27 protein-coding genes and 1 tRNA gene are annotated in these 25,262 nt (G+C 54.0%); 15 read left to right on the plus strand and 13 right to left on the minus strand.

The window, feature by feature from the left end:
- Positions 1-153: 153 nt before the first annotated feature.
- Positions 154-1,173: a ketol-acid reductoisomerase gene (gene ilvC / locus V6575_RS11660; RefSeq protein WP_340274509.1), complete on the minus strand. Its 1,020-nt coding sequence runs from the start codon at positions 1,171-1,173 to the stop codon at positions 154-156.
- A gap of 89 nt (positions 1,174-1,262) precedes the next feature.
- Positions 1,263-1,904, minus strand: coding sequence for a TetR/AcrR family transcriptional regulator (locus V6575_RS11665; protein WP_340274510.1), 642 nt, complete (start codon positions 1,902-1,904; stop codon positions 1,263-1,265).
- A gap of 224 nt (positions 1,905-2,128) precedes the next feature.
- Between V6575_RS11665 and V6575_RS11670 the strand changes: the two genes are divergently transcribed.
- The 3 genes from V6575_RS11670 to V6575_RS11680 all read left to right on the plus strand — a co-directional run bounded on the left by V6575_RS11670 (position 2,129) and on the right by V6575_RS11680 (position 5,790).
- Positions 2,129-2,929 carry a siderophore-interacting protein gene (locus tag V6575_RS11670; RefSeq protein ID WP_340274511.1) on the plus strand — a complete coding sequence of 267 codons (801 nt, stop codon included), beginning with the start codon at positions 2,129-2,131 and terminating at the stop codon, positions 2,927-2,929.
- Between the two features lie 169 nt (positions 2,930-3,098).
- Positions 3,099-3,521: a DUF4087 domain-containing protein gene (locus tag V6575_RS11675; RefSeq protein ID WP_422785566.1), complete on the plus strand. Its 423-nt coding sequence runs from the start codon at positions 3,099-3,101 to the stop codon at positions 3,519-3,521.
- Between the two features lie 370 nt (positions 3,522-3,891).
- Positions 3,892-5,790: a putative bifunctional diguanylate cyclase/phosphodiesterase gene (locus V6575_RS11680; RefSeq protein WP_340274513.1), complete on the plus strand. Its 1,899-nt coding sequence runs from the start codon at positions 3,892-3,894 to the stop codon at positions 5,788-5,790.
- A gap of 74 nt (positions 5,791-5,864) precedes the next feature.
- Here the strand turns inward: V6575_RS11680 and V6575_RS11685 are convergent, their stop codons facing one another.
- The 5 genes from V6575_RS11685 to serA all read right to left on the minus strand — a co-directional run bounded on the left by V6575_RS11685 (position 5,865) and on the right by serA (position 10,000).
- On the minus strand, positions 5,865-6,422 hold the full coding sequence (locus tag V6575_RS11685) for an NADPH-dependent FMN reductase (RefSeq protein WP_340274514.1): 558 nt from the start codon (positions 6,420-6,422) through the stop codon (positions 5,865-5,867).
- Positions 6,423-6,447: 25 nt separating this feature from the next.
- Entirely contained in the window at positions 6,448-7,071 is a 624-nt protein-coding gene (locus V6575_RS11690; RefSeq protein ID WP_340274515.1) for a LysE family translocator, read from the minus strand.
- A gap of 50 nt (positions 7,072-7,121) precedes the next feature.
- On the minus strand, positions 7,122-7,700 hold the full coding sequence (locus tag V6575_RS11695) for an HD domain-containing protein (protein WP_340274516.1): 579 nt from the start codon (positions 7,698-7,700) through the stop codon (positions 7,122-7,124).
- A 5-nt stretch (positions 7,701-7,705) separates the two neighbouring features.
- On the minus strand, positions 7,706-8,452 hold the full coding sequence (locus tag V6575_RS11700) for a pyridoxine 5'-phosphate synthase (protein ID WP_340274517.1): 747 nt from the start codon (positions 8,450-8,452) through the stop codon (positions 7,706-7,708).
- Positions 8,453-8,755: 303 nt separating this feature from the next.
- Positions 8,756-10,000, minus strand: coding sequence for a phosphoglycerate dehydrogenase (gene serA / locus V6575_RS11705; RefSeq protein ID WP_340274519.1), 1,245 nt, complete (start codon positions 9,998-10,000; stop codon positions 8,756-8,758).
- A gap of 285 nt (positions 10,001-10,285) precedes the next feature.
- Between serA and V6575_RS11710 the strand changes: the two genes are divergently transcribed.
- A complete protein-coding gene (locus V6575_RS11710; protein WP_340274520.1) occupies positions 10,286-11,977 on the plus strand; it encodes a methyl-accepting chemotaxis protein in 1,692 nt (563 codons plus the stop codon).
- Positions 11,978-12,200: 223 nt separating this feature from the next.
- On the opposite strand, the gene V6575_RS11715 is transcribed toward V6575_RS11710, so the two are convergent.
- Entirely contained in the window at positions 12,201-12,578 is a 378-nt protein-coding gene (locus tag V6575_RS11715) for a VOC family protein (RefSeq protein ID WP_340274522.1), read from the minus strand.
- 39 nt (positions 12,579-12,617) lie between these two features.
- Here V6575_RS11715 and V6575_RS11720 point away from each other — a divergent pair, with 39 nt between their 5' ends.
- Positions 12,618-13,181 carry a winged helix-turn-helix transcriptional regulator gene (locus V6575_RS11720; RefSeq protein ID WP_340274523.1) on the plus strand — a complete coding sequence of 188 codons (564 nt, stop codon included), beginning with the start codon at positions 12,618-12,620 and terminating at the stop codon, positions 13,179-13,181.
- 156 nt (positions 13,182-13,337) lie between these two features.
- Here V6575_RS11720 and ilvN read toward each other — a convergent pair whose 3' ends face one another.
- Both ilvN and V6575_RS11730 read right to left on the minus strand, forming a co-directional pair.
- Positions 13,338-13,913 (minus strand): acetolactate synthase small subunit, encoded by a 576-nt coding sequence (ilvN, locus tag V6575_RS11725; RefSeq protein WP_340274524.1) that lies wholly within the window; start codon positions 13,911-13,913, stop codon positions 13,338-13,340.
- A gap of 12 nt (positions 13,914-13,925) precedes the next feature.
- On the minus strand, positions 13,926-15,701 hold the full coding sequence (locus V6575_RS11730; protein ID WP_340274525.1) for an acetolactate synthase 3 large subunit: 1,776 nt from the start codon (positions 15,699-15,701) through the stop codon (positions 13,926-13,928).
- 680 nt (positions 15,702-16,381) lie between these two features.
- Between V6575_RS11730 and V6575_RS11735 the strand changes: the two genes are divergently transcribed.
- Together V6575_RS11735 and V6575_RS11740 are read left to right on the plus strand one after the other, a co-directional pair.
- Positions 16,382-16,457: transfer RNA gene (locus V6575_RS11735), tRNA-Lys, on the plus strand.
- Positions 16,458-16,988: 531 nt separating this feature from the next.
- On the plus strand, positions 16,989-17,732 hold the full coding sequence (locus V6575_RS11740) for a hypothetical protein (RefSeq protein ID WP_340274526.1): 744 nt from the start codon (positions 16,989-16,991) through the stop codon (positions 17,730-17,732).
- Positions 17,733-18,143: 411 nt separating this feature from the next.
- On the opposite strand, the gene V6575_RS11745 is transcribed toward V6575_RS11740, so the two are convergent.
- From V6575_RS11745 to V6575_RS11755, 3 genes are all read right to left on the minus strand, one after another.
- On the minus strand, positions 18,144-18,386 hold the full coding sequence (locus V6575_RS11745; protein WP_340274527.1) for a hypothetical protein: 243 nt from the start codon (positions 18,384-18,386) through the stop codon (positions 18,144-18,146).
- A 2-nt stretch (positions 18,387-18,388) separates the two neighbouring features.
- Positions 18,389-18,856 carry a helix-turn-helix domain-containing protein gene (locus tag V6575_RS11750; protein ID WP_340274528.1) on the minus strand — a complete coding sequence of 156 codons (468 nt, stop codon included), beginning with the start codon at positions 18,854-18,856 and terminating at the stop codon, positions 18,389-18,391.
- Between the two features lie 196 nt (positions 18,857-19,052).
- Positions 19,053-20,459, minus strand: a complete 1,407-nt coding sequence (locus tag V6575_RS11755; RefSeq protein ID WP_340274529.1) for a methyl-accepting chemotaxis protein — start codon at positions 20,457-20,459, stop codon at positions 19,053-19,055.
- A 754-nt stretch (positions 20,460-21,213) separates the two neighbouring features.
- On the opposite strand from V6575_RS11755, the gene V6575_RS11760 reads away from it, so the two are divergent.
- From V6575_RS11760 to V6575_RS11795, 8 genes are all read left to right on the plus strand, one after another.
- The gene (locus tag V6575_RS11760) at positions 21,214-21,825 is read left to right on the plus strand and encodes an RNA polymerase sigma factor (protein WP_340274530.1); all 612 of its coding nucleotides are present in this window, start codon (positions 21,214-21,216) and stop codon (positions 21,823-21,825) included.
- A gap of 51 nt (positions 21,826-21,876) precedes the next feature.
- Positions 21,877-22,167 (plus strand): RebB family R body protein, encoded by a 291-nt coding sequence (locus tag V6575_RS11765; protein WP_340274531.1) that lies wholly within the window; start codon positions 21,877-21,879, stop codon positions 22,165-22,167.
- A 54-nt stretch (positions 22,168-22,221) separates the two neighbouring features.
- Entirely contained in the window at positions 22,222-22,806 is a 585-nt protein-coding gene (locus tag V6575_RS11770) for a hypothetical protein (RefSeq protein WP_340274532.1), read from the plus strand.
- A gap of 50 nt (positions 22,807-22,856) precedes the next feature.
- Positions 22,857-23,144 (plus strand): hypothetical protein, encoded by a 288-nt coding sequence (locus V6575_RS11775; RefSeq protein WP_340274533.1) that lies wholly within the window; start codon positions 22,857-22,859, stop codon positions 23,142-23,144.
- A 3-nt stretch (positions 23,145-23,147) separates the two neighbouring features.
- On the plus strand, positions 23,148-23,648 hold the full coding sequence (locus V6575_RS11780) for a hypothetical protein (RefSeq protein ID WP_340274534.1): 501 nt from the start codon (positions 23,148-23,150) through the stop codon (positions 23,646-23,648).
- Positions 23,608-24,216 (plus strand): hypothetical protein, encoded by a 609-nt coding sequence (locus tag V6575_RS11785; protein ID WP_340274535.1) that lies wholly within the window; start codon positions 23,608-23,610, stop codon positions 24,214-24,216. The genes V6575_RS11780 and V6575_RS11785 overlap by 41 nt, the downstream gene beginning before the upstream one ends.
- Positions 24,217-24,431: 215 nt before the next feature.
- A complete protein-coding gene (locus V6575_RS11790) occupies positions 24,432-24,758 on the plus strand; it encodes a RebB family R body protein (RefSeq protein ID WP_340274536.1) in 327 nt (108 codons plus the stop codon).
- A 198-nt stretch (positions 24,759-24,956) separates the two neighbouring features.
- Positions 24,957-25,259: a RebB family R body protein gene (locus V6575_RS11795; RefSeq protein ID WP_340274537.1), complete on the plus strand. Its 303-nt coding sequence runs from the start codon at positions 24,957-24,959 to the stop codon at positions 25,257-25,259.
- The last annotated feature ends 3 nt before the right edge of the window (positions 25,260-25,262 follow it).

The following is a 25,262-nucleotide window of genomic DNA, read 5'->3' on the forward strand; positions in this document are numbered from 1 at the left end:
GGAAGCGCCGCCTTGGTTGTCATCCCAATTGTCGGGAAAATTAGTTCTTGGCTTTATGGACAAGTGCGCCGGACTTGATCCCCGCATCCTGTCTCAGATTTTATCTGAGACAGGTGCAGGTCTATATTCTTGGGCAAGTCCGGCCCATGCAGCTTAGTTCTTGGCTTTGTCGACAAGTGCGCCGGACTTGATCCAGGGCATCATGGCACGGAGCTTTTCACCGACTTCTTCGATCTGGTGTGCGTCGTTCAGGCGACGGGTTGCCTTGAACTTGGCAGCGCCTGCACGGTATTCCTGCATCCAGTCGGAGGTGAATTTGCCGGTCTGTATGTCGGTCAGAACGCGCTTCATCTCAGCCTTGGTTTCTGAGTTCACAATGCGGGGACCCGTGACGTATTCGCCCCACTCAGCTGTGTTGGAGATCGAGTAGTTCATGTTGGCGATGCCGCCTTCATAGATCAGGTCGACGATCAGCTTCACTTCGTGCAAGCACTCGAAATAGGCCATTTCTGGAGCGTAACCGCCCTCGACCAGGGTTTCGAAGCCAGCGCGGATCAGTTCAACGATACCACCGCACAGAACGGCCTGTTCGCCGAAGAGATCTGTTTCGCACTCTTCCTTGAAGGTTGTTTCGATGATGCCGGAACGACCGCCGCCAACGCCACATGCGTAGGACAGGCCGAGATCATGGGCGTTGCCGGACGCATCCTGGTCAACAGCGATCAGGCACGGCACGCCGCCACCTTTCTCGTATTCGCCGCGCACCGTGTGGCCTGGGCCCTTTGGTGCGATCATCAGAACGTCAACAGTGGACTTGGCTTCGATCAGGCCGAAGTGAACATTGAGGCCATGTGCGAACGCAATGGCTGCGCCGTCGCGGATGTTGGCTTCGATATGATCCTTGTAGATGTCAGCCTGAAGCTCATCAGGTGTTGCCATCATCATCAGGTCTGCCCAGGCAGCAGCTTCTGCAACAGTCATGACCTTGAAGCCATCTGCTTCAGCTTTCAGTGCTGTTGTGGAGCCTGCACGCAGAGCAACGGCGATTTCTTTCTGGCCGCTGTCTTTCAGGTTCATGGCATGGGCACGGCCCTGTGAACCGTAGCCGATGATGGCCACTTTCTTGGACTTGATAAGATTCAGATCTGCATCGCGATCATAATAAACACGCATGGGTTTTCCTTTCTCCCGTTGTGTCGGGCCCGGCCTGTTTGCGGCTGGTGCCCGGATATTTCCAAAACTTCGGTATGGTTCGAGCGTTTCTAAACGCCGAACAATTTGTAGAACCTGTCGACGGCAACTTTGGCCTGACCTTCAAGGTCTTGTTCCTCAGCGCTGGCGGTTTCACCAAGCATCAGCCGCACATGGACGTCGCGTACAGCCAAGCCGTAGAGGACCTGATAAGCCTCTTCCGCATCATCAAAACGCAGGTAGTTGCGATGGCGGCCGGCTTCCAGAAGCGCGCGTGCCTTGGCGCTGATCATATGCTTGCCGCGCACCAGCAGCAGGCGACCCAGTCGGTTGTCATCCCGATTAGACTGACCAATCGAGAGGCGGTTGAGGGCAACTGAGGTTTCGCCGAACAAGACGGCTAGAAGTTCAGCTGCGAAGGCTGTCAGATGGGCCCGGAAGGCGTCTGCGTCAGTTGTCGCGCCGCTTTCCGGCGGGAAATGAACCTTGTGCGCCTGATAGGCGACAACCGCTGCCAACAAGCCATCCCGGTCACCAAACCACTTGTAGAGGCTTTCCTTGGAACAATTGGCGTTGCGGGCAAGGCCTGCTGTGGTCAGGGCTTTTTCGCCGCCTTCGACGAGAAGTCCAAGCGCGCATTCCAGAACAGCTTCCTGGCGCGGTGTGAACGCTATGTCTTCGAACTCTGTATCGGATGTAGGGGCTAGGGACATGATGTGGTCTGAATGTAGCAAGAGGGTTTCTGATAAGCATCACCAACCGATTGTTCGGATGGCTTGGTGTTTGTACCGTACCGTACGGTTCTTTATTTATGCTGGTTTTGAGTGTTCGGGTCAAGGGTGATGTTTGATCGTGTGAAAAAATATTGGCGAAGATACTTTCAATATCAGGTTTGATTTCCTAAATATGAATTTAATAATCATCTTTAGGAAATCCAATGGCTCTGCCTCCTCAGCGCAAGACGCGCATTCTGACCGTAAAATTTGCCAAGTACCTGACCCCTCATATGATCCGTGTGACTCTGACCGGCGATAATCTTGCTGATTTTCCGACTGGCATGGAAGGGGCGCATTGCAAATTGGTGTTCCCTCGTGATGGCGAAGATCGAGACAGCTTTACCGCTCATTTTGCGGAAGGGCGGCCCAAGGAAAAGCTGCATTCGATCCGGACTTATACTGTTCGCGCGTTTCGGCCTGAGGGCCTGGAGATGGACATTGATTTCGTTGCACATGGCGACACAGGTCCAGCGACGCTTTGGGCGCAAGCGGCCAAGCCGGGCGATTTTCTCGCCTTCATGGGTCCAGGTCCGGTCAAGCTGACCGAATTCTATGCAGATTGGTACCTGGTGGCGGCTGACATGTCGGCTCTGCCGGTCGCAGCTGCAACGCTGGAAGCCATGCCAAAGGATGCACGTGGTGTTGCCGTCTTTGAAGTGCATTCGAGCGAAGACCGCCAGGAAATCGACATGCCTGCCGGTGTTGTAGCCCATTGGCTGGTTCAGGACGATCCGCACAAGCGGACCAACGATCAGCTCGACCTGATTAAGTCCCTGGCTTGGCCTGAAGGCAAAATTCAGACCTGTATAGCCGGTGAAAGCGGCGTTATCCGTGATTTGCGGATGCTGGTGCACAAGGACAAGGGCATAGACAAACAATCGGCTTATATTTCAGGCTACTGGAAGCTGGGTTTGATCGAAGATGAACACCAGGCGGCCAAACGGGACGGGCTGGCAGGGTAGCTGGGTAAGATGATAGAGCTTATTTTGCCCTATCCGCATTCTGGTCGTCGTGCTGGCAATCATCTAATGTCAGACCGGTGCCGGGAATTCCGGTAAGCTGAATTCAAGGGAGCCGTCCAGTATGACCGGCTCCCCATCCGGCTGGCTTGAGGCAAGACCCATGTTAAAGATGATCTCTCGGACGTTCTTGAACCTGACATTCGTCAGTGTTTTCCTGGGAGGTCTGGTCACACAGGTCGCGCAAGCGGCAGAAAATCGGTGTGGCTTGATCGAGAACCCGACGCCGGCGAACTGGTGGCTGACGGATGGGGAGGGGACCTGGACCATTCGCTTGCAGGGTAGAGACTGGGAGCCACTTGGCATGGATCGGATTGGCGACATCTCGGAAGGCGACTATCGGCGAACCAACGGCAACTACGGTTATGCTTGCGCCTGTGCGAAAGTCGACACAACAACCTTTGATGGTGAGCGTTACATAACGGCGATTCACTCCTTTACCCAGATCCCGTTGGCCCGTTGCGATAACGATCCCGCATTGGCAAAGGAGGCAGGGTCATTGACCCAAAACCGGTCTGAAACCGGCTTGAATTAGCTTTTCCTGCTTGTTTTTCTTTTGAGGAAATCGGGGTGTAACTTTTTAAATCAATGCCGTTTGGGCTCGTTTTTACAATGGTGCTGTGAAAGCGAATGAACCCGGGTGATTTTGATATATATCTCAGCTGCTTATATTCATGTTCTGCTATTTTAAAATATACTATTGTAAAATATATCATATGGTAACTTGATTAATGTATTTGTTCTTATTCGGGGGACTTCTATAGTTTATTTTATCGGAATATTATTTTTTTAACATCATAACATGTTGCTACTGCTTATTGGGGGCGCGCATGTTTAGGAATTTTCTTGCATTCGTTTGGATGCTCTTGTTTGTCGGCGCGATGTCTTTCATGGCGCAGTGGGGAATGAGCACGACCGTTAATTCGCTGATTGTCAGTGACGCTGAACGAAAGGCGCAGAACTGGGCGAATTATTTTACGGAGACAATGCCTGGGCTGTCCGAATTGATCATGCGTGGCAAGCCGACAAATTCTCAAAAAATGATGATTGAGACAGCTGCTCATGTCGGTGACGTGTTCCGGTTCAAGCTGTTTGATGCCAATGCAAAACTTGTTCTGATTTCCGACGAACTTGGCATCCCTTTTGAAAGTGGCGCCACGACGGATCACAATGGTCACGCCCATGCGGTTTTGGCTTTTGGCAAATCCATGATTGATGTCCGGGATGGCAGCCAGAATAGCAATCGCCCGGAGCTCTATGTCGAAGCCTATGTTCCGGTGTTAAACGAAGTTGGCGCCACGATCGGCGTCGTTGAGGTTTATCTGGATGAGACGCCTACTGCCGCTCTTATTTGGAATAATGTGTTGCAGGCGTCTTCAGGCCTTGGTGCAATCCTGCTCTTGACCTTCAGCGTGCCCTTTGTTGGCTATATCATCAAGATGAGACAGCAAATGCAGAGCCGTGAACATGTCAGGGTTCTGTCGACGTTTGATCAATTGACCGGGCTCAACAATCGGGCAACGTTCTTTCATCACGTTGACGAGCGGCGAAAAAAGGGAACCCTCAATCTTTCCAAAACGACTGTCGTCTTTATCGATGTTGATAAATTCAAGACTGTGAACGACACTTTTGGCCATAAGATTGGCGACGAGTTCCTTCGCCATGTCGGTAATTCAATTTCCGGTGTTTTGTCCGAAAGAGATCTGGCAGCGCGAATTGGCGGTGATGAATTTGTTCTTTTGCTGTTCAATCGCACTCAGGATGAGCTGGTAGACCTGATCCAGTCCCTGCGGGCCAGCGTCAGCGAGCCAGTTCAGCTGGATGGAATTGCGATTACCGGACATATCAGCCTTGGGGTCCATGCCGATGATATCAAGCGCATGAGCTTGAGCGAACGTATGCAGAAGGCCGATGTTGCCCTGTATCAGGCGAAGCTGGTGGGCCGTAACACGGCGATTTTTTACACACCTGTTCTTGAGACAAAGATCTTGCGCCGCAGGCATGTGGAGGAAAGCGTTCTTCTGGGACTTGCTCAGAACCGGTTCGAGCTTCATTTCCAGCCCTTGATTGAGCCGAAGAGCCGGCGGGTCGAGGGATTCGAGGCGCTCTTGCGGCTGACCGATGCCAATGGGGTCTCAATATCGCCTACCGAGTTCATTCCGGTGGCAGAAGAATGCGGTGAAATCAATGTGATTGGGGACTGGGTTTTGAAGGAAGCGATCCGGATTGCCGCTGACTGGCCAGAGCATATTTTTGTTTCGGTGAACCTGTCTGCGCGCCAGTTTGAAAGCGGAACGCTTGTCGGCCGGATCATCGACTTGCTTGAGACCCATGACTTTGATGCAAAACGCCTTGAGCTGGAAATCACAGAAAGCCTTCTGATCGATTATGAGGATCCTGTCACAGATCAGCTCGCCGCCTTGCGTGTGCTTGGCATCTCTCTGGCCATGGATGACTTTGGCACCGGATATTCCAGTCTTGGCTATTTGTGGAAGTACAATTTCGACAAGTTGAAAATTGACCGGTCATTTGTGAGTGCCCTTTGTGAAAAGGGCTGCAAATCCCGTGAAGTCCTCGATACGATCGTCATGCTGGGCCACAAGCTGAATATGAAGGTGACTGCAGAAGGCATTGAAACGGCAGAACAGGCTGATGCGTTCAACGCGTTGGAGTGCGATCATATTCAGGGCTTCTTCTACGGCAGGCCGATGCCTGTCAGTGAGCTTGCACCCTATTTGATTGGCAACACAGTCTTGCCGCTGATCCCCCAGGAAGCTTATCCGAAGTTGGTGCGGAAGGCGTGAAGCAAAGGGGTGTTAAGTGCGAGCCATCGCCTCAGCCCTGGCCCTGCAAAGACTGCCAACCCTGAAGCATTGCCTCATGGTGCTTTCGGGGCAATTCTGTGGGCGAAGGCTTCAAGTTTGCGGCCCATCTCGTCGCAAAGGGCAGGCTGCTTTTCAATCCATGTCTGGTCTATCTGATTGGTTGTCGCTGGCAGCATGAAGCAGGCCACGTCAAGGATCTCTGCGGACATTGTCGTCAGCACGTCCCGCAGCATGGCCGGGACATATTCGTGGCGCTCTGTTGCCTGAAACAGCGCGACGGGTTTTCCGGGAAAGTCCGGACATCCAACCAGCCAATCCAGCAGGTTCTTGAAGCTGCCCGGCAGGCAATGAACATATTCGGGGCAGGCAATCAGAAGGCCGTCAGCCTGTCGCACACGTTGTCTCAGATCGATGACCTCAGATGGCAAAACCGGGTTGGGCAAGACGCCGGCGGTTTCCAGATCCGGATTGAAGTGTGGCAGGGCTGCCTGTCCATCATACAGCTCGATCTTAAGGCCAGCAGGTTGCAGGGACATCGCTGTTTCCAGCAGTGCCCGGTTGGACGAAGACGCCCGCAAGCTGCCGCACAGGGCAAGGATGGTGCAGGTCATCGGAGCGGGCTTCCTTGTAAGATGGCTACCTGCTGGAGGCTGCCAGCGCTGCGCCGAAACCCATGAAAAGACCTCCGGTCACGCGGCGGACAAATGTCAGTCGGTTCGGCGAGGTCAGGAAGCGGCGCAGGGAGTTTCCCGCAAAGGCGATGGCGGCGTGATTGGCATAGCAAAGAGCCGCGTAGGTGAGGGAGAGGATCAACGTCTGGTCCAGGTGGACCCCGCTGCGAGCCATGAACTGCGGGAACAGGGCCGTGATGACCAAAATGGCTTTCGGATTGGTGACAGACACAAAGAACGCCTGCAGAAACAGCGCGCTGTAGCTTTTGCGGGCGCTGTCTCCGGCGTCCAGAGTGTTGAAGCTCGATTTATCCCGCCAGATCTTGAAGCCGATATAGATCAGATAGGCCGCGCCGATGATTTTCAACACGGTGAACGCCAAGGCCGATGTTGCCATCAAGGCGCCAAAGCCGAAGGCGACCGCGAAACCGATGACCACCAGCCCGGCGGCATTGCCCGCAGCGGAGGCCAGCGTCGCATTGCGCCCAAAGCGCAGCGTGTTGCTGATCGCCAGCATCACACCGGGACCGGGGCTGACAGCAGGAACAAGGGACACGGCAACGAAGAGGAGCCAGGTTTCGAATGTCATGGAATTGGCCAGTTATTGGTCGGGAATATAATGTTTCAGAAGCGAAGCATTCAAGGAATGAGATTACCTTTTTTAACGGCGTCTTCCAAGAGCGTTTGGGCATAAGCCCATAAGTCCGGGTAGGGTTCGAGTTTAGGTCGTTTCTTTTTTCGAATGAATTCTGCGCTGAGTGCTGTATGGCAGAAACCACTGGCGTTCGGGCTGAAAACAATCAGGATCGGGTGCAGGGCGTCCATTGCGTTGGCAAATTTGGCTTCCGCCGTCGCACTTTCCTCGAATTCCCACCACAGTGACTTGAATTCATCGCGTTGAGATGGAGGCAGCATTGCGAAGATGGTTTCGGCAGCGAGGGCTTCCTTTTCGGCAACCTGAGCGGCATTGTCCTCAGTCACCCAATGATCACCGGCCTCAATTTCCACCAGGTCATGGACCGTCAAAAGCTTCAGGACATGATCGAGCCGAACATCCTTTGGTGCATGGCCGCCAAGCACCAGTGTTTGCAGCGTCACGTGCCAGCTGTGTTCGGCCGAACTCTCAAAGCGCTCACCGCTGACCAGCTTGTTGTTGCGAACCACTGTCTTGAGTTTGTCTGCATGCAGGAGGAACTCAATCTGTTGCGACAGAGGCATGTGTTTCAAACCTCGCCCATCGCCTGCCGGAACCGTTTCACAGTGTCGGCAAAGCCATGGATCAGCGCGTCGGCGGTGAAGCCGTGGCCGATGGACATTTCGCGAATGAACGGCGCGCGGGCCAGCAGGGCCGGGATGTTGTCGACCGTCAGATCATGACCGGCATTGACGCCCAATCCGTGGGATCGAGCAGCTTCTGCGGTGGCAACGACCTTGTCGAGTTCCTGGGCTGCCAAAGCCGGATCGTCATGGCACGCGCCATAAGGGCCGGTGTAGATCTCGATCCGTTCTGCGCCAAGTTTTGCGGCGTGTTCGGGGGCTGCCGGGTCCGGATCGCAGAACAGGGAGACGGTGACGGCCCAGTCCTTTGAGGCGGCAATGGCCTCTGACAGCAGGGAGGTGTCCTTGTCGAACTGCCAACCATGGTCGGAGGTGGTCTGCTCCGGATCATCGGGCACGAACAGCACCTGATCCGGGCGGGCCTCTTCCACCAGCTTGAGAAAATCCGGCGACGGGTAGCCTTCCAGGCAAAGTTCCTTGTTGGCGTAACGCTCTTCCAGAAGCTCGGCCAGATCGAAGACATCGGTCTTGCGGATGTGTCTCTCGTCCGGGCGCGGATGGACCGTGATGCCTTTTGCCCCTGCATCCATGGCCATGGCCGCCAGGCCCGTCACACTCGGCCATGGCAGATCGCGCCGGTTGCGCAGCATGGCGATGGCATTGACGTTGACGGAGAGGCGCGAGGCAGTCATGGGATCGATCCGGAATGGAGAAGCTGGGACGCTGTGATCAGCATCTATCCTAGATAAATTGGCCGGAAAAGCCTTGGAGTCAAACGGGAAATTGTCTCTAGGGACAATGGAGAAGCCGCTCCGGAGGTTTGTAGCCGTGCTGATCAGGCCTGGCTGTCCGCCCGTAAACGTTCATCAGCGACGTCCGTGCCACCTCTTTGTCATCCTGACCAACTCCCGCTGCCCGGACCTGATCCGGGGCCACGTTTTGTGCAGCGCAGGTCCCGGCGCAAGGCCGGGACGGCGTGTCAGCGCGTTTCCGCGTTAGGCGCGGTTCAGCAAACGGGCCCGGATGGTGTTGGGCAGGGCGCGGATTTCTTCCAGGATCTCCTGGGTGTTTTCGACCACAGTGTCGACGTCCACCACCACATAGCCGATGTCCTTGAAGGACTGCAGATACTGGGAGCAGATGTTGAGGTCGTGGCGGGCGAAGAGATCGTTCAGGGTCCGCATGGCACCGGGCGCATTGTGGTGCACCTGGATGAAGCGGGTCACGGATGTGCCCTTTGGCAGCTGCACTTCGGCAAAGTTGACCGCGCCGAGCGTCGAGCCGACGTCAGAATATTCAACCAGCCGCTTGGAGACTTCCTCGCCGATGCGCTCCTGCGCTTCTTCCGTCGAGCCGCCCACGTGGGGCGTCAAAATGACATTGTCGAGGCCGCGCAAAGGGCTGATGAACTCATCCTTGTTGGACTTTGGCTCAACCGGGAAAACATCAATGGCAGCGCCGGCCAGATGTTTGGATTTGAGCGCTGCCGCCAGAGCTTCAATGTCGACGACCTTGCCGCGGGCATTGTTGATCAGGAATGCGCCCGGCTTCATCTTGGCGATTTCGCTGGCGGTGATCATGTTGCGCGTGCCTGCTGTGTCCGGCACATGCAGGGAGACCACATCAGACTGGCCCAGAAGTTCATCCAGGCTTTCGGTCGGCAGGACATTGCCGTGCTGCAGCTTGTCGGTCAGGTCATGGAAGATGACCCGCATGCCCATGGTCTCGCCAAGGTTGGCCAGCTGTGTGCCGATGTTGCCATAGCCGACGATGCCAAGGGTCTTGCCGCGCACTTCATGGGAACCGGCGGCGGACTTCAGCCACTTGCCATCGTGAGCGGCGACGGACTTGGTGAAGACCCCGCGCATCAACATGACGATTTCGGCGATGGTCAGTTCTGCAACGGAACGTGTGTTGGAAAACGGTGCGTTGAACACCGGAATGCCGCGCTTAGAGGCTGCTTCCAGATCCACCTGATTGGTGCCGACAGAGAAACAGCCAACGGCGACCAGCGTGTTGGCAGCCGCCAGGATTTCCTCGGTCACCTGGGTGCGCGAGCGAATGCCGATGATGTGCACGCCCTTGATTTTCTCGATCAAGGCGTCCTTGTCGAGTGCGGTGCTGAGAACTTCGACGTTGTTGTAGCCGTTCTTTTCCAGAACCGCGCGTGCGGTCGGCGAAATGCCTTCCAGCAGCAGCCAGCGGATCTGGTTCTTCGGCCGGGAGAGACCGTGGTTCATGGCACTTTGCCTTTTGTCATGTCGAACTGGGGGGGAAAGCGCCGATGCGGGCGCTTTCACGCCGGTGTCGTATACGCTGCGAGGCTGGTGGCGGCAAGGGGAGAGAGGGGATTTGCGGCAAGTGGTTTCGGCCGGATGGCGTTCGCTCCTTTCACAGGCTTGCAGCCTTCACATAGGGCAGCTCACACCGAGAAAAGAGGATTGAAATACGCGTTTTTATTTAAATTTTTTTAATGTTAATGCGCTGAAATACTTCTGGTTTCCCTAGAATCAGAAAGCTCTCTCATGCAGCGTCTCGCCAATTATTCAATAAAATTCAAGTTGGTATTGTGTTTTTTACTGATACTGGCCTTCATGGCGGGGTTGAGCAGCCTGTCCATCCGCTCCATCAATGATCTTGCTGCCGATAACAAAACCGTTGCCGGGGAAAGTCTTCCTGCCGTGCGTTTTGCCGGGACATTGCGTGGGGATATGATCGATGTGCGGGTGAGCGCGCTGTATCATCAGCTCTTCAGCACCGTTGAGGAATACGACCACGAAGAATTCTGGCTCAACAAGAAAATCGATAAAGTGAAAGAAACGGCGTCGTTGTTGAAGCCGTATCTTTACAATGACGAACTCAAGGCCAAGTTCAACGATTTTGAGTCATCCTGGGCCGAGTTTGAAACAAAGGTTCAAGCGGTTGTGGCGGATTCAAGGGCCGGCAACAAGCCGGAGGCCTTCCAGCAAGACCGTCAGATCATGACGCCGTCGATTGACAAGGCCAATGACGCCGTGGCCAGCATTGTCGAGATGGTCAACGCAGACTCCGATGCCAACAGCCGCGCCTCAAACGAGGCCGCCCAGTCCGCAGCAATCACTCTTACCGCAACAAGCGCCGGTGTGTTTGCTATTGTCATTGGCGTCATGATCTTCCTCACCACTGACATTCGCCTGAGCATTGAAAAAATCGTCAGGCCAATGCGTTCCCTGGCAGGCGGGGATGTGTCTGTAGATATCCCCATGAGAGGACTGAAGACCGAAATCGGTGAGATTGCAGACGCGGTTCAGATTTTCAAAGAGGGCATGAATGAGCGTGAGATCCTGCAAGCAGAAATGAAAGAGCAGGAAGCCCGTGCAGAGGGTGAGAAACGACAGATGATGTCCAGCCTTGCCAATGATTTAGAGGCGCAGGTTGGCCAATTGGTTGGCTCACTGTCCGGAGCTGTGGACGGTCTCAAGGTGTCCTCTTCCACCATGGCCGAGAATGCGCAACAAACCAATCGTCAGGCCATTGATCTTACCTCGGCTGCCGAGCAAACCTCAGCGAATGTTCAAACCGTTGCCGGGGCCACTGAAGAATTGTCAGCCAGTGCGTCGGAGATCGGCGATCGCATTTCCGATGCGTCAAGCCGCGTGACCACTGTCGTCGATCAAGTCAAGGAAACGGACAAGGATGTTCAGGGTCTGGCGACAGTTGCCCAGCGGATCGGAGATGTGATTGAGCTGATCACAGGCATTGCAGAACAAACAAATCTCTTGGCCTTGAATGCAACAATCGAGGCTGCACGGGCCGGAGAGGCTGGCAAAGGGTTTGCGGTCGTGGCTGCAGAAGTCAAGCAATTGGCCGATCAGACATCGAAAGCGACAAATGAGATTTCAAACCAGATTAACGAGCTTAGAAACGTAACGGACAATGTCGTGTCCAGAACCGGCGAAATCAGCGGTTCGATTTCAGAGATGCATAGCCTCACAACGGCCGTTGCCAGTGCCGTCGAGCAGCAGAAGGCAGCCACGTCGGAGATCGCTCGCAGTGTTCACGAGGCCGCAAATGGCACGGCGCTGGTGACAGAACGCTTGGCGGTCGTGAAAACCAATGCCGAAGACTCTGACGATGCTGCTTCCCAAGTGTTTGGATCCTCCCAAGCGTTGGCGCAGGACGCGGACACGCTTCAATCTGCAGTCAATGCGTTTTTGGTGAAAATCCGAGCTGCCTGATTGAACGCCCTCCCTGGCGAATGCTCGCCCTTACAGGGTGGGCAGCAAGACGGGGCGACATGAAGAAGGTCGGGATGTCACTGCAGATGTCCCGGCCTTTTGCTTTGCTGCGTCCGGAATAACGAGCGAGGCCATCAAAAAACCCGCCAAGATCTCTCGCGGCAGGCCTCAATCGCAGCTTCGGGCTGACTGGGGCTGGGAACACTGCACGAGGCAGGCATTGTCACGCCCCTCCCGTCAGGTCTTCTGCGAGCATAAGGGCGTTGCCATCAGGATCGTAAAACGTTGCCGTCTTGACCATGCCTTCGACCACGTCTGTCTCGCCGTCAAATTGTACCTTTGCCTGTTCCAGTTTCTGCCGAGCGGTGTCCAGATCAGCGATCCCGAAAACGGGAACACAGTTGCCAGGGGAGGGCTTGGTGTGTTCGCCAAGGCCAATTGTGACACCAGCGGTGTTCGTTTGGAGTTCCGTCCAGCCTGCTTCGTCCGCATGATAGAGGGTCTCGAACCCAAGCATGCTTTCGAACCACTTGGCGCTTGCGTGGCGATCTTTGACCGAAAACGAGATGTTGATCGTTTCATCCAACGAAATGAGCGCCATGGTATTTCCTTTCGGTTAAAAATATACTAGATATACTTTATGTACATTGGTTCATTTGTCAACATCACGTCAAGGGCTTGGGCCTTGCCCATATTGTCCAGCTTGCACGCGGGTGTTCCAGGACGGCAGGCGACATTGCTTGCAGCGACAGGCGCGAGCAGGACTGCTTTCGCCCAAAGCATGGACCATCTCATCAAGATAGACCTGTTGGAAAGAAATCCCGGTTACGGCCATCCGCTGCGACCAGAGTTTCGGCTGACCCAGCTAGGAATGGAAGCCGCGGCAATCGCAGACAAAGTTCAGCGTGTTTCTGCAGATGATGACCAGGACTTGCTTCGCAGGTCATGGACACTACCGGTGCTGACGTCCCTTCAAAAGCCAAGCCACTTCAATGATATCAAGCGCAATTTAAAGACGATCACAGATCGCGCCTTGTCACAGTCGTTAAAAGCGATGGAAGTTAGACACTGGGTCCATCGCAGCGTTGACGAAGCTGCGCGTCCGCCAAGATCCATCTATCGTGCTGTGAACACGGGTGGCGTGATAAGCCGGATCACCGGGGCCGAAATCAGCTTTGTCCAATCACAAGCAGATTTTCGGTAAGGCTGACCATCAAGAATTTGGCCACGGTCATCGCGGCAAGCTGATGGGACGTTGAGCATTGGTCTGTGTCGCCCCGGACCTGATCCGGGATCATATGGCAAGTAGCTGGTCCCGGGGCGAGCCCGGGACGGCAGCTTGTTTGCGAGGTCGTGCCGGTTAAAGCCCTTCAGCGCCGCGTTGAACGGCGGCGACGCCGGTGCGGGAGACTTCGACGAGGCCGAGCGGTTTCATGATCGCGATGAATTGTTCGATCTTGGAGGACCGTCCGGTGATCTCGAAGACGAAGTGGTCTGTCGTGGCATCGATCACCGTTGCGCGGAAGGCATCGCCAAGGCGAAGGGCTTCCAGGCGTTTGTCACCCGTACCAGCAACCTTGACCATGGCCAGCTCGCGCTCCAGCGGCTTGTCCTGATTGGCAAGGCGCGCTTCCACGGTCAGATCTGTCACCCGGTGAACCGGGACGAGACGATCCAGCTGATGGCGGATCTGCTCGATCACCATGGGCGTGCCGGTGGTGACGATGGTGATCCGGGACAGGTGGTTCTCGTGTTCGGTTTCCGACACAGTCAGGCTGTCGATGTTGTAGCCGCGACCTGAAAACAGGCCAATGACCCGGGCCAGCACGCCCGGTTCATTGTCAACGATGACGGACAGCGTGTGGGTCTCGTTCTTGTCGCTGACGACTGCCATGAAATAGGCCGATAGGGCCGGTGTGGTGTTTTGAGCGTTCATGTCGATCTGTCCTTAAACCAGAGCCTTGCCTTCGGAGCTGATGGCGTTGGCCACAGCTTCGTCGGTTGCCTCGTCCGGAAGCAGCATTTCATTGTGTGCCTTGCCCGAGGGAATCATTGGGAAGCAGTTGGCAAGATTGGCCACGCGGCAATCGAACAGCACCGGCTTGTCGATGGCAATCATCTCTTCGATGGCCCCATCCAGGTCTGCCGGTTTTTCCACCCGGAAGCCGACCCCGCCATAAGCATCTGCCAATTTGACAAAGTCCGGCAGGCTGTCGGTGTAGGTGTGTGACAGGCGGTTGCCATGCAGCAGCTGCTGCCACTGGCGGACCATGCCCATATATTGGTTGTTCAGGATGAAGACCTTGACCGGCAGGCCATGCTGAACCGCGGTGGACATTTCCTGAATGTTCATCAGGATCGAGGCATCGCCGGCAATGTCGATGCACAGGGCATCGCGGTGCGCTGCCTGTGCGCCGATGGCAGCTGGCAGGCCGTAACCCATGGTGCCCAGGCCACCGGAGGTGAGCCAGCGGTTCGGCTCTTCAAAGCCATAGAACTGCGCAGCCCACATCTGGTGCTGGCCGACTTCTGTGGAGATGTAAGTCTCCCGGTCCTTCGTCAGCTCATACAGGCGCTGGATCGCATATTGCGGCATGATGACGTTTTCGTTTGGCCGATAGGCGAGCGAATTGCGGGCACGCCACTTGTTGATCTCGGCCCACCAGGATTTCATCGCGGCAGGGTCGGCCTGCAAGGACGAGGTCCGCCAGATCCGGACCAGATCTTCCAGCACATGACCAACATCGCCGATGATTGGCAGGTCAACCTTGACGGTCTTGTTGATCGAGGATGGGTCAATGTCGATGTGGATCTTTGTGGCATTGGGGGCAAAGGCATCAAGACGGCCGGTGATCCGGTCATCAAAGCGGGCACCAACGCAGACCATAACATCGCAGTCATGCATGGTCATATTGGCTTCATAGGTGCCGTGCATGCCGAGCATGCCGAGCCAGTTGTCGCCGGAGGCCGGATAAGCCCCCAGGCCCATCAGCGTCGATGTGATCGGGAAGCCGGTGAGCTGAACCAGTTCGCGCAGCAGCTGGCAGGCGTTCGGGCCGGAGTTGATGACGCCGCCGCCTGTATAAAGCACAGGCTTTTTGGCCTTCGACATCAGGTCGGCTGCAATGCGGATTGCCTGCGCGTCGCCCTTGATCTGCGGACGATAGCTTTTGTGGCTGGTCGACAGGTTGGCCTTTGGACCCTGATAGGTGCCGGTGGCAAACTGGACGTCCTTTGGAATGTCAACAACGACCGGTCCCGGACGGCCAGATGTCGCGACATAAAAGGCTTCATGCAGAATGCGGGCGAGATCGTTGACATCGCGCACAAGCCAGTTGTGCTTGGTGCAAGGACGGGTGATGCCGACCGTGTCACATTCCTGAAAGGCATCGCTGCCGATGAGATGAGTTGGCACCTGGCCGGTGAGGCAGACAAGCGGAATGCTGTCCAGCATGGCATCTGTCAGCGCGGTGACCATGTTGGTCGCGCCCGGACCTGAGGTGACCAGAACAACGCCCGGCTTGCCAGTTGAGCGGGCATAGCCTTCAGCTGCATGGCCTGCGCCCTGTTCGTGTCGCACCAGAATGTGCTCAAGGCCTTCCTGCTGAATGATCTCGTCATAAATGGGAAGCACTGCACCGCCCGGATAGCCGAAAACAGTTTCAACTCCCTGGTCTTTCAGTGCCTGGATCACCATTTCGGCGCCGGTCATCTCCCGTGTCATTCTCGCTTTCCTTGCATTGGCCCTGACCTTTGGTTCATGGGCTTGGCTCGTCTTTGTCGTCGTGTCATTTATCGCATTGAGGCAGGATGGAAGGGCCTGCGTTGCTGCTGGTCTGGCGGATCGAAACGGGGAGGGCATAAAAAAAGGCCCCGAGGGACCTGAGATGCGCGCCAACCTGTTCCGAACGAGCTAACTCGTTCCGGCGGCGCGCGTTCCCACTACTAGAATTAGAGACGTCATGTGATCGTCTGCCTTCCAATTTAAAACTCTCATAATCACAGGAGAGCTTTAAGTCCTGTCTCAATGCTGTCGTTCTTAACCTCAATGGTTCATGCATCGGTACAAGTCTGAAGCATTTCCCCACTGGGATCGCGAGAGGTCGTGACCTCCACGTGATGCATCGCACCCTAGTCAGCCGCGGGGAGGGGGTCAAGCGCAAAATTGCATTTGTTTCACAAACCTCTCCTCTGCTTTCTGATAATTTCGCGCGCTCTGTGGGGCCGGTTTTCCCCAGGGCTGTTTAGGGGGCCGTTTCACCCTGGATGGCGCGTTACGGCCATGGGCGCTGTTTGGGTCCCGCTTTGGAAACCGCCTTGCGATAAAAAACACTTGAGGGGGATTGCGCCATCGGGGAACCGCCTATATACACCCGAAATCGACGCGCCACTGGCTGCGTCAGTGGGTGTGTAGCTCAGTTGGTAGAGCAGCTGACTCTTAATCAGCGGGTCTGGGGTTCGAGCCCCCACTCACCCACCATTTTCTCTCCTTAGACAGACTTGAACAACTTGCCTTTTTGGGCTGTTGCTATGCCTTGAGTAAACGGGAACGTCAGACTTTTTAAGAAGTCTCACGGCGTGCCCTGTTCTTGTTCCGTCCTTTTTTAGCGTCCACAAGAGTTGATTGGGCGGCGTAGATGTTTTCAGAGTTTCTTTTCAAAATGCTCGCCATCTGATGACGCCATGCGATCCAATCTCTATCATCCCCTGTTTCTGAAAAGTTCTGCGTTATTTCAAGTAGAGCCCTGGCATCTGTAAGTTCTCCGCCTGACGTAACGGCAGTATATATCGAGGCGTTGATGGGCTTCCTACTGTTTGACTCTCTGGTGTAAAGTAACATTGTGCTAAAGGTCTGACTTATCAGAGAATTAACTCGGATATTATCAACGCACACTTGATTTGGACGGTTTCGATTATACGAATCTGTGATCGCTGTTGCAGCACAATAATTCTAAATTGGTACTTTTATTGCCGTTATGGGTATTACATGGAGAGAGTTTTGGAACAGTGGATGTCGCCCTACGAAATTGCAAAAACGGATCTCATGGAAGCTTGGTCGATTTTGCACCATGGTTTCAAAGATTTGGGTCTGACATTAGAGCGTGGCTCCGATTTCGACCTCATTGATGCAAGATCGCTTGCTGCAGGAGCGCCGCTCCTTGAGGGGCATTTCTCGCCGTCCTTGAATACCTACACGCCTGCGCAAGCCTTCTGGCTGTCTCTGTCCGACGCGAACGGTAACTGTGTTGGTCGGATCGCGGCGCGGCTTGATGATTTAGGTGGTATGTGCCTGACTGATTTTTGGCGCAAGTATTTCTATCGCTGCTATCCACGTGCTGATGGGACGCAGGTTTCACTTGCTGATAGTCAGCCGCGACTAGGGCAGGCGATCCGAGGTCGGGTTGTCTACATGGGGGGGTGTTGGATCCATGAAGATTGGCGTAGCCAGAAACTCGGCGGCATGATTACGCAGATGGTGCAAATCGATGCTTTGGAGGAATGGAGCCCGAATTTCCTCTATGGATGGGTACAGGGGAGTAATTTTCGGAACGGCTTCTGGCGTGATTGCGGTTTCTCCAGATGCCATTTCGAAGGTGTCAGATGGTCCGGAGGGCTTCCTGCGACACTTGACCCAAATCTAATTTTTGTGGGAAATTCAGGACATGATGCTTGCGATCTGGCAGAGCGCGTTGTTGAGCAACGTCGCGTTCAATCGTCAAGCAGAACAGGCGACGATACCCGGATTTCGTCCTGAATGGGAGGATGATCCGTTCGTATATAAGCTCGGGTCGCCCAAAACCAAGAAGCGCGCCTGTGCCGATTATGTCATACCACGGCTCTCCGGATATGGCGGCGTGATAGCCGACCGAAATCAGTTTCTTGTAATCTTGGGCTAAAAGGCTGGTCGGGTATGCCGTGGGTTGTGTGGTTGTCTCTGGATAATACTTGGCGAACAGTGTTTCCTTACCCATGAAACCGATATTCGGCACATCGTTCTCTAATGCGGTAGGCGGTAGGAGTATGAGACGCGGGGATATTGCGTTGAGTGTTGTGCCTTGTTCCAATAGTCCTTCATTGCGCCGCCACATGGTAAAGAGAGTTCGGGATGCTTCATCGGCTGCACCCATTTCGATCATGCTTGCATCAAGGCGTTCAACAAAGGCGGTCATTGCAATGTGGTTTCCCTTAGGTCGGGATCGTAGCCTTTTTCAACGGCCTCTATGAATATGTCCCTTCGGGCAGCAAGTGATAGATCTGTCTGTTGAGCTGTCGTCAGGCGGGTTATCTGATTATGGCCAAAAAGATCCAGGCAGTGAAATTCGAGAATGAACAGACAGTCCCACGTCGCCGCAATTTTAAATAATCCGAAAAACATTTCGTGCTCATCGGTTAAAATCACTTCATTCATCGTTAAGCTCCAATCCGTGGCGACTCTTCCAAAAGTCGCAAGTAGGTATGGTGCACTTCATTGAGTAATTCCTTGGGGTGCATTTTAACCGTGGAGCTCTGATCTGCTCGAACAACCTCGGTATAGGCTTTGTCGAAAAGGTCATAGTCTACACTTGCTTTCTTCGTCATCGATGGCAATGGAATGCCCAATTCCTCTGATAGAATAAGCATTTCTTCGGCGCGGATGTCTCGCCTACCGGCCTTGATTTTGGAAACAGCATTGTTCTGGAGGCCAAGCAATCCAGCTATCTCGTTCTGAGTTTTGCCGGATGTTGCTATGGCTTCGCAAAACCAAGTGGCCAGTGGTCTTGCAGTTTGCTTGGGCCATTTATCAGGCATTTGCATTGGTCCGCCAATCATGGATTCGATCGTTTCCATTGTAGGACATTTTTTCCTAAAATCGACAATTAAAACCAATCCCGATTTCACCGTCGATATCGGATCGGGTCATCGCCCGATTACAGGTATGGTCGTCTCTTTTGGGGCAGGGGGCGTGTCTGCATCGCAGAGGCCGAAATGCGCTCTACGGTCAAAGGATGATGCGGCCCCAATGTGGCTTGAGGCTGCCGTGTTTGAACGCATTAGCCCGTTGCTTGGTGTTCGTTGCTGAAAGCCTGGGTTGAAGTCAGCCCTTTCGGATTTCATCGACGAATCCGCCGACCTCCACCTGAAGATCCTGCATGCGTTCGACGAATTCCGTCGCTGTTTGGAAGACGTAGCGCGAGCTGCTGTCAATGGTTACCAGTTGTTCGGTCACGTCCTGAACCGCCTGACAGGCGCTCATGGATTGATTTTCCGCTGTGCTGGCATTTTCCGAAATGAGATTGCCAGTGCGCTGTTGCTCTCCCATTGCGTCGGAGATCGTGTTGGTCAATTCATCGATCTTGGAGATAATATCCGTGATCGCCTGAAATTCGCCAATTGCCTCTGATGTAAAGTTCTGAATTTCCCGGACACGCTGGGCAATGTGATTGGTTGATTTTTCAGTCTGGGCTGCCAGCTCCTTGACTTCCGAGGCGACGACGGCAAAGCCGGCACCGCGCTCTCCGGCGCGAGAGGCTTCAATGGTTGCGTTCAGGGACAGGAGCTTGGTCTTGTCTGCGATTTTATTGATGATGTTGACGACATCCTCGATCTCCTTCGCGCCCTCCTTGAGGCTCTCAAAGGTGCTGTTGGCTGCCAGAATTCGGTCGGATGCAGTCGATACGGTTGCGCGGGTGCCGCCCAGTTCCACTTCGATGGATCGAATGGCCTGGAGCAGATCAGCTGATGCTGTTGTTACGAGCTGAATCTGATTGGAAGACTGGGTCGATGCCTGGGCGCTGGTGTCGGACTTGGTCTGAGCCTGGCTGGACAGGTTGCTGGCCGTTTCAGCCGCTTCTTTCATGCTCAGGGCCGCCTGTGAGATTGCCTTGACAGAATTCGAGACCTTTGTTTCCAGATCTGTGGCCAGCTCGTTGCGTTGATGGGCGCGTTCTGAGCGCTCCAAAACGGGTGCAACCTGAGACCCAAGATATTCCAGCAATCGTACAAGTGAAGGATCCGGGTTGGCGGGCTTGTTGTCATAAAACTCAATGACCGCAGCGACTTTGCCTTGAACGATAACAGGGCATCCGTAACCGCCCATCAAGCCGGCTTCCTTTGCAAAGGGCTTCCGAGGGTAGTTGTCATCCAGATTGACATCCTGGATCCAGTCGAGTCGGGCTTTCTGATGAACACGGCCTGGAAGTCCCACCCCGCTTTTGAAACGCAAGGACTCGGTCTTGGCTTTGAATGAATCTGCCTTGATGCCCGGGAGTATATGCCAGATCTCAAGGGACTTCAGTTCGTCAGGGGTGTCCGGGCAGGGGGCCCATGCGTGGCCGATCTTCCAGTCGGTGTAATTGCAGACTTCAGCCATATAGCCGCTGAGCCAGTCCTCGAATGTTGCGGTTCTGGCGCTGAGGTCGGAAATCCGATCAAGGAAATCAAACATTGGGTCGAGCAGCTGTAGGTCCTTGGGAGCGGCATTCGAGGCGAAACGCTTCATCATGATGTTTGGTCCGGCGGTTTGTCGAGAGCGTTGAGGTTATTCTCTCGTCCTCTGGAGAGGTTGCTTTTACTTGTGCATTTCAATTTTGAGTTTTGGAGTTTCAGCTGGCTGCTTGAATTTCACTTCGAGTTCATACTTTAGGGTTCGGACTCATAAAATTGGATCAATCTGGAACAAGGCGTCTGAAGTGTTGCCAAAAATCGAAAAACATCCAGGTTTCTTTCCTTTTTACGCTTCGAATCCGACCGGTTTCAGATCGACCAGTGCATGCAATATTACGGGTTTAAGCCCTAATCTGCACAATCAGTAATAAATATATGTTATGCTGCTTAGTAAAGTCTGAAGATGATACCTTTGAATATTGCAGCTTGAAACCAATACATCAGTATTTATTATTACCTTGCGGAATTTCACTTAAATTCCGACCAGGAATGATTGTTTATCCATTTTTGAGTTGTCTCTTTTTGAGGCTGGAACCCAAAATTGGACTTTGGGCCGGTTGTAGAATGAGCGCATAAGTCAATTTGCAACCCTCAAGTGTATTTTGATTGCATTTCTTAATTAATCAATTATAGATTGTATTTGAGTTGCGCTTTTGTGGTGTCAAGCTTTGCCTGAAGGGCTTGACTGCGCCAATTCTAGCTATTTTTCCGCTTGAGAAAAAGCGCTGTCACAGAGGGAGAATTTATTCACATTCTCCTTTTGGTTGCGTCTTCAGGGGGAGATGTCGACGATGACGGAATGGAGGATGCTTGTGTCTGATGATACTCTGTCCGATGGGGAACGCTCAATGCCCTCGTCCGGGATCTGGCTAAGCTGGATTGAAGATGCTCTGGTTTTGAGGCGAAGGGCATTGCGGTTGGCGCGGGGCAACCGGGAGGATGCAGAGGACTTGCTGTCCTCGACTCTTGTAAAGGCTGTAAGCCATGTCGAGCGTCATGAAACGGAAGTGCGAGAACCGCGTGCTTTTCTGCTGTTCGCGATGAAGAACGAGTACATCAGCCGTTTGCGTCGTTTGAACTCGGAGCGTCAGGTGCGTGATTTTCAGGCTGATGTCTATCAGGATCACACGGGTGGATTGGCTGACAAAAAACCGGATCAGGAGAATCTGCTTAGGCATCAGGATGCCTTGCGCGAAGTCTTCAAGGTGGTGAATGGCTTGCCCTCAGAATTTGGAGAGGTGTTCCGCCTGCGGTTTTGTGAAGAACTGAGTTACCGGGAAATTGCTCGGGATTTGTCCATTTCCGAGCCATTGGCGCGCAAGCGGGTGCAGCACTTACGTCAGAAGTTAAAAAGTGTCCTGAGCGACGAATTAGAGGTGGGCGGATCGATTGCCGGAAAAAAGTTTTCACAAGCGATCGGCTGATGCGTCTTAAAAAGTAAGGAAAAGTGGAGACAGACCGGAACGGGGTGGTGATTGGGTGCCGGGTCCGGCAGTCCGAAGGCACGACAAACCCAAGCCGGATTGGAAGTCAATATGGTCGACAGTGTGAATGCTCAAATCACCGACGCGGTGACACAAACCAACGTCAAGGTGGTTGCCGAGTCTCCGGCACAGGCTCTTGCCAGCCTTTATCAGGTGGCAAGTCATGCATCAGGTCTGTCGATCCAAAATGCGGTTCATAGCCAGCAGGCGATGAACCAGATCACCACTGCAGTGGTTTCAAAAGCTTGTCAGCTGATTATGGACATCGGCGAGTCTTCTTAGTGAATTTCAAAAAGTGCTGTTCATCAGAATGGTGCCTTCTAAAGATACGGGAGTATGATTATGGGGCTCGGCGGCTGGTTTGGTAAAACAGAATCTGACTTGGCAGCGGATGTCCATTCCGATCTGCAGGAGCATAAATTAGCGGCTCACAAGGACACTGTGTCGGAGCCGTCCCAAAATCCAGGGGTTGGGTTAGGGGCAAGTGATATGGTCGGTGGTGGTGGTGACAAGCCAGCGGGGCCACCAAAGGTCCACTTTACAAAAGCTCCGACGCCGAATGTATCTGCGCTCAACAGCCAGATCGTCCAGGCCGTTCAGTTCACCAACACGGAAACCAGCAATTACGCGGGTGAGCTCGTTGTTACACCGCCTGAGATGATGGTGAGCACCACGACCGGCCTCGCGGTTCAGGATGCGAAAAATTACATGAATGCGATCATGCAGATTGCGGTGGCAGCGCAGGCGGTTGCGATCAAGAAGGCTGCGGAGGGTCCAGAGCCGGTGTCGGCTATCAAGGAAATTCCTCTTTTGCTCGAAATTCAAAACATGGTCACCCAGTCTATCGCCGCATACAGCAGCGTGAGCACTGCGGCCGGGCAATCTGCAGCTACGGTCATCTCTGACCTGAAGTCTGGTTAGATTACGAAACTGGGGTGTTGGGATAAGCCAAGGAAAAAAAGGGCATTGCGATGAATGGTTCCAAGAACGGGAATGGAAGTTCGACCCCTGCTGATCCTGGCAGCTCGTTAGTCGGTTCGGCAACCACCCCAATGACTGCAAGCGGCAAGGGTTTGCTGGAGACTTTCAAATCACTTCCTGTGGGGGATCAAGAGCAGCTTTTGTCGGCCTTGTCGCAAATTCTGCGCGGGCAGGTATCAGGTGCGGCTGTTGAGGCAGGCAATGTGACGTCAGCGCCAGATGAACTGGGGGCGGATGTTCCCGTTGCGCGATCTGATCTGACCGACAAGGAAGGTTGAGACATGAGCAGTCGATGCCGCAGACGCGGGCGTGATGTTCCAGATAGCAAGAGGTGTGAGGCCGTGGGAAGTGAACTCGACGAGATCTGCCAAGCGTTGGATGATGTGCTTCAAGGCATCTTGGCTGATTGGCAGGAGGATCTTGCAAACGCCGAGCAAGGCGATGTGCAGCTTCTCTACTGTGTCTATCCGAATTTGGTTTCAACGGCGACCAGAGCGCGTGGGATACTGCATGGCGCGCAGCATTTTCAGCAGCAGTTCCACCAACGCAAGCAGATGAAACGGGCTGATGCAGGGTGCACAAGTTCGTCCATAGGAACTGGCGGGATGGCAGAATGCTGTCCGTGTTGCGGTGGTTCGCACAGGGCGCAGAGCAGCGATATCGAATTTGGGTGCGGCGGTCAAAACAGCGTTCACCATGAAAGACGCATCGTTCAGGAAACGATTATAGAGGAGACAGACGATGGACGAGGCTTTGAAACGGGGGGCGGCGGACGCCGTTGAGACACCTGCCGTTACTCCAACTCAAGCGCTTAAGTCTCTGTTGGAGGGCTATATCAAGACCTCGAACCTTCAGAGTGATTATCAGGTCTTGCACCAAACTTTGCCCAGTGTTCTTGGGTTGGCTGGTGAGATCCTGAAGAAGAAAGAAGAGGGTGACAGCGCTTTTGCGCAGGGGCAAGATGTTGTCGAAAAATTGCTGGCTGATGCCAGTTCAACTGCAGACAAACTGTCCAAGGCCTACGCGGATCAACATGCGACCTTGAGTAACATATTAGCAGACTCAGACCTTTTGTCTGAGATTCTTAAAGCGGGCAAAGAGGTCTCCGGAGCAGGCCTTGGCATAGCACCGGGAGCTGCGGGTAATTCTGCTGCAGACAAGCCATCGGTGTTCAGGCCCGGACTGCCTGGTTTGGCGGATGGTCAACTGGTCAATCAGCTTAATACGGTGATGGGCAATATCCAGACGATGATTTCTCAGGAAGTTCAAAAGCAAACGGCTCAGATCAGTGCGCAGATGATGGCAGCGGCTCCCCAAAACCAGCCCCCCCAGAACAACCGGTCTCGATAGACCTGTGATTTTTCAGTTCTTGCTATGAAAGATTGCGCTGCTGTGTCGAAGTGGTGCGTTTGAAACTTGTGTGCCGGTCATCTTTTGATGTCCGGCTATCTTTTTGAAAAATATCAACAATTCTTAGTTTGTTTTGTCACAAGACGCTTTGGATGGCGTCCTAGAGGGTGTCCGTAGCCGGCATCGTATCTGGCTCAGCAAAAGGAGTATGGACAATGGTTGAATTGGTGAACCCAATGGTCACGGATGCCGTGACACAATCCAATGTGAAGGTTGTGGGAGAAGCTCCGGCGATGGCTCTCGGCACTTTGTATCAGTCGATGGCGCATTCGACCGGCGTGCTGTTTGAGAACGCAGTGTCGGCGCAGCAGCAGCAGAATATTCTTGCTCAGGCAGCCGTGAATCAGGGCGTCATGCAGATTTACAGCCTCGACACGACAGCTGTGGCAGGGGCCAGCGAGAAGGTGGCTCAGACCGGAACCTCGGACAATCTGAGCTCCATGCTGGCGGTGTTGCAGGCTTTCAGCAACCCTCAGCGTTAAATTATCGCCCCCCAATTACACTCAGCCTCGTTCCAAATTTTGGAGCGGGGCTTTTTATGTGAACTGTTAATTAACAACTTTAGGTAGAATAAATCTATTCAAGGTTCTCAAGCGAGAAGCGCATCAGAAGAACCATCTGCAGGCAGGCATAACCGAAATGCACCAACACTTCACGTTGGTGCTCTGAAGGATGAAATGATGCCTGTGACAAATACACTGAATGACGTGATCGAGACGGATGCTCTTGTTCTTGGACTTGCTCCATCGGTGGCGATGGCCGCTGTGTACACTTCACTTGCCCAATCGATGGGAATTCTGTTTGAAAATGCCGTGGCCACTTCGAACAGGCAAAACCTGGTGGCCGATATCGCAGCCTTGGACGGCATTGTTCTGGGAATGTCTGAAACCGGCGCAGCCGTGGTTGAGGACGCCGAAAAATTGGACCCGGTGGCCAAACTGAAAGCCCTGCTCAAGGCGCTTGAGGGCGATAAATCCAGCTGAGGG

Origin of the sequence: Roseibium algae, from assembly GCF_037783265.1 — a bacterium.
Classification (GTDB): domain Bacteria; phylum Pseudomonadota; class Alphaproteobacteria; order Rhizobiales; family Stappiaceae; genus Roseibium; species Roseibium algae.

Bases quoted from the DNA above. Each gene is read 5' to 3' on its own strand.
- V6575_RS11770 (WP_340274532.1), top strand. From the start codon at position 22,222: ATGATTATGGGGCTCGGCGGCTGGTTTGGTAAAACAGAATCTGACTTG.
- V6575_RS11685 (WP_340274514.1), bottom strand. From the start codon at position 6,422: ATGACCTGCACCATCCTTGCCCTGTGCGGCAGCTTGCGGGCGTCTTCG.
- V6575_RS11720 (WP_340274523.1), top strand. From the start codon at position 12,618: ATGTACATTGGTTCATTTGTCAACATCACGTCAAGGGCTTGGGCCTTG.
- V6575_RS11755 (WP_340274529.1), bottom strand. From the start codon at position 20,459: ATGATGAAGCGTTTCGCCTCGAATGCCGCTCCCAAGGACCTACAGCTG.
- V6575_RS11775 (WP_340274533.1), top strand. From the start codon at position 22,857: ATGAATGGTTCCAAGAACGGGAATGGAAGTTCGACCCCTGCTGATCCT.
- V6575_RS11675 (WP_422785566.1), top strand. From the start codon at position 3,099: ATGATCTCTCGGACGTTCTTGAACCTGACATTCGTCAGTGTTTTCCTG.
- V6575_RS11695 (WP_340274516.1), bottom strand. From the start codon at position 7,700: ATGCCTCTGTCGCAACAGATTGAGTTCCTCCTGCATGCAGACAAACTC.
- V6575_RS11795 (WP_340274537.1), top strand. From the start codon at position 24,957: ATGCCTGTGACAAATACACTGAATGACGTGATCGAGACGGATGCTCTT.
- V6575_RS11670 (WP_340274511.1), top strand. From the start codon at position 2,129: ATGGCTCTGCCTCCTCAGCGCAAGACGCGCATTCTGACCGTAAAATTT.
- ilvC (WP_340274509.1), bottom strand. From the start codon at position 1,173: ATGCGTGTTTATTATGATCGCGATGCAGATCTGAATCTTATCAAGTCC.
- V6575_RS11780 (WP_340274534.1), top strand. From the start codon at position 23,148: ATGAGCAGTCGATGCCGCAGACGCGGGCGTGATGTTCCAGATAGCAAG.
- ilvN (WP_340274524.1), bottom strand. From the start codon at position 13,913: ATGAACGCTCAAAACACCACACCGGCCCTATCGGCCTATTTCATGGCA.
- V6575_RS11665 (WP_340274510.1), bottom strand. From the start codon at position 1,904: ATGTCCCTAGCCCCTACATCCGATACAGAGTTCGAAGACATAGCGTTC.
- V6575_RS11790 (WP_340274536.1), top strand. From the start codon at position 24,432: ATGGTTGAATTGGTGAACCCAATGGTCACGGATGCCGTGACACAATCC.
- V6575_RS11700 (WP_340274517.1), bottom strand. From the start codon at position 8,452: ATGACTGCCTCGCGCCTCTCCGTCAACGTCAATGCCATCGCCATGCTG.
- V6575_RS11785 (WP_340274535.1), top strand. From the start codon at position 23,608: ATGGACGAGGCTTTGAAACGGGGGGCGGCGGACGCCGTTGAGACACCT.
- V6575_RS11730 (WP_340274525.1), bottom strand. From the start codon at position 15,701: ATGACACGGGAGATGACCGGCGCCGAAATGGTGATCCAGGCACTGAAA.
- V6575_RS11740 (WP_340274526.1), top strand. From the start codon at position 16,989: ATGTCGCCCTACGAAATTGCAAAAACGGATCTCATGGAAGCTTGGTCG.
- V6575_RS11710 (WP_340274520.1), top strand. From the start codon at position 10,286: ATGCAGCGTCTCGCCAATTATTCAATAAAATTCAAGTTGGTATTGTGT.
- serA (WP_340274519.1), bottom strand. From the start codon at position 10,000: ATGAACCACGGTCTCTCCCGGCCGAAGAACCAGATCCGCTGGCTGCTG.
- V6575_RS11680 (WP_340274513.1), top strand. From the start codon at position 3,892: ATGAGCACGACCGTTAATTCGCTGATTGTCAGTGACGCTGAACGAAAG.
- V6575_RS11745 (WP_340274527.1), bottom strand. From the start codon at position 18,386: ATGAATGAAGTGATTTTAACCGATGAGCACGAAATGTTTTTCGGATTA.
- V6575_RS11715 (WP_340274522.1), bottom strand. From the start codon at position 12,578: ATGGCGCTCATTTCGTTGGATGAAACGATCAACATCTCGTTTTCGGTC.
- V6575_RS11690 (WP_340274515.1), bottom strand. From the start codon at position 7,071: ATGACATTCGAAACCTGGCTCCTCTTCGTTGCCGTGTCCCTTGTTCCT.